Origin of the sequence: Neisseria sp. HMSC064D07 (genome assembly GCF_001837185.1) — a bacterium.
Lineage (GTDB): Bacteria > Pseudomonadota > Gammaproteobacteria > Burkholderiales > Neisseriaceae > Neisseria > Neisseria flavescens_C.
Genome location: NZ_KV831703.1, coordinates 1 through 1,801 on the forward strand (window position 1 = coordinate 1; position 1,801 = coordinate 1,801).

Below are 1,801 nucleotides of genomic sequence, written 5' to 3' on the forward strand. Positions count from 1 at the left end.
GGGATTTTGGGGAATTTTGCAAAGGTCTCAGATTATCTGAAAATAAGATTCAAGGTTTTCAGACGACCTTTTAGCGGGTAAATTGCTCTCTAGATTGTTGTTACCGTAAAAGGTCGTCTGAAAATCCTACCCACTCAAAAACAAACCGCCCTTTCAGGCGGTTTGTTTTCAGCTTAAACAGACGGTTATTGCTTTTTACCGCCGAATACACCGAAAGCGTTGTTACTTGAAGAGCCATTATCACCTGGTTTTTCATTGTAACTGTATCGTCCCGCCATTTCGGCAGCTTTGTCGCCGTAGAATCCGCCTGAGATAGAACCTTGCACACCGGAATCCCATTTACCATTAAAGCTGCTGCCTGTAATACCTGCGGTAAAGGCTCGTTCATTCATGAACCATCTGTCACCACTATTGATTTTACCTGCGATAGTCTTAGTATCGAAGTTGACATCTGCGGTAAACGAACCGGCAGTACGGTAGCCTCCTGTATCACCCACCCAGTTTTCCTTATTATCCAAGTTGCGGGCACGGAAATTCAACACCTCGCCTGCGTATTTAGCCGTACCGGACGGTAGAGAGGTACTCATTACCCCCTGAACAAACAAGGAGTAGGCATTATCGGCAAGTTTTGCCGCACCGAAGACAACATTGCTCAAATTGCCTGAAGCAACAAACGATTTGTAGTCCGAACCCAATTCAGTTTGATGGAGCTTGTTGGTAACAGGTGCCAAAGCGATTGTCGTACCATTGATAATAACTTTGGTCAAGTTCGCGATATTCGATAAGATATATTGCTCGCCTGTTTCACCTTTTTTCAATTCGGCTGCGGCGGCATCATCTTTAGGTTTGGTTACGGGCGCATCAGGTTTGGCAACCGGCGCATCAGGCTGTCCGCCTGCTTGAGCTGCCGCATCTTGGCGTTTTGCACCAAACACACCGCGCGCCACTACGTCTTCATCACGTTGGTTTTTGCCTGCCGCACTATATGTACCGGCAAGTTGGTCTGCCTTCGCGCCAAAGAATCCGCCTTGCATCGTACCTTGCTTGTTGGAGAAGGTGTTGCCGTGCAAATCGCCATTGAAAGACAGATTTTCCGCCATATCGCGCGCATTGGATTTGACGACACCTGCAATCCTGTTGCCACCACTACCACCGCCAACCGTTTGATCGGAATAGCGGTTGATGCTGACATTGATGGTTTTTTGGTCGAAATTGACTTTTGCGGTAACATCGGTTGCTTTGGCGGCAGGATACAGATTGGCCAGCTTGGCTTGCGAACCGGTTTCAAAAATTTCTTGCAGACCTCTTGTATTGATCGGCAGTCCGTTTTGGAAATGCAGGCCGATGCCTTTATAGGTTGCATCCCCTCTTTGGGCTGCAACGGTATCACTGCCTGATGGCGTGCCTTGGACAAACAACGCCTGTTTCACATCACGCAGATCACTGACATCGGCAACACCGCCGTAACGAACGTCAGGCAACAGGTCGCCGCTGTGTACCGCATATTGTGCTGCATCGGTTTTACCGCCGTTCATACTTTTTTCGCCCAACGTAAACTCACCCGCTTTAACGTCTTTGGTATTAATGGCGACACCATCAAGTACGACGCTGTTTTTATCCGAGGCAGTCGGAGCTTCGGTTTTGGCATATTCCAAATCGCCGGTTTCACGTTTTTTCGCTACCAAGACACCGCCATCCAAAGCCTTACCCATTACTTTGCCTTCGCCGCCAAAACCTTGACCTGAATTGGCCTCATTGGCTTTCTTAGCTTCTTCAGCTTTCTTGGCTTCTTCAGCTTTCT

Annotated in this window: 1 protein-coding gene; it reads right to left on the reverse strand. The window is 48.3% G+C overall.

Annotated features, from left to right (window positions below):
• Positions 1-185 precede the first annotated feature (185 nt).
• A partial coding sequence (locus tag HMPREF2608_RS08290; RefSeq protein ID WP_070826609.1) for a transferrin-binding protein-like solute binding protein occupies positions 186-1,801 on the reverse strand: 1,616 nt, incomplete at its 5' end.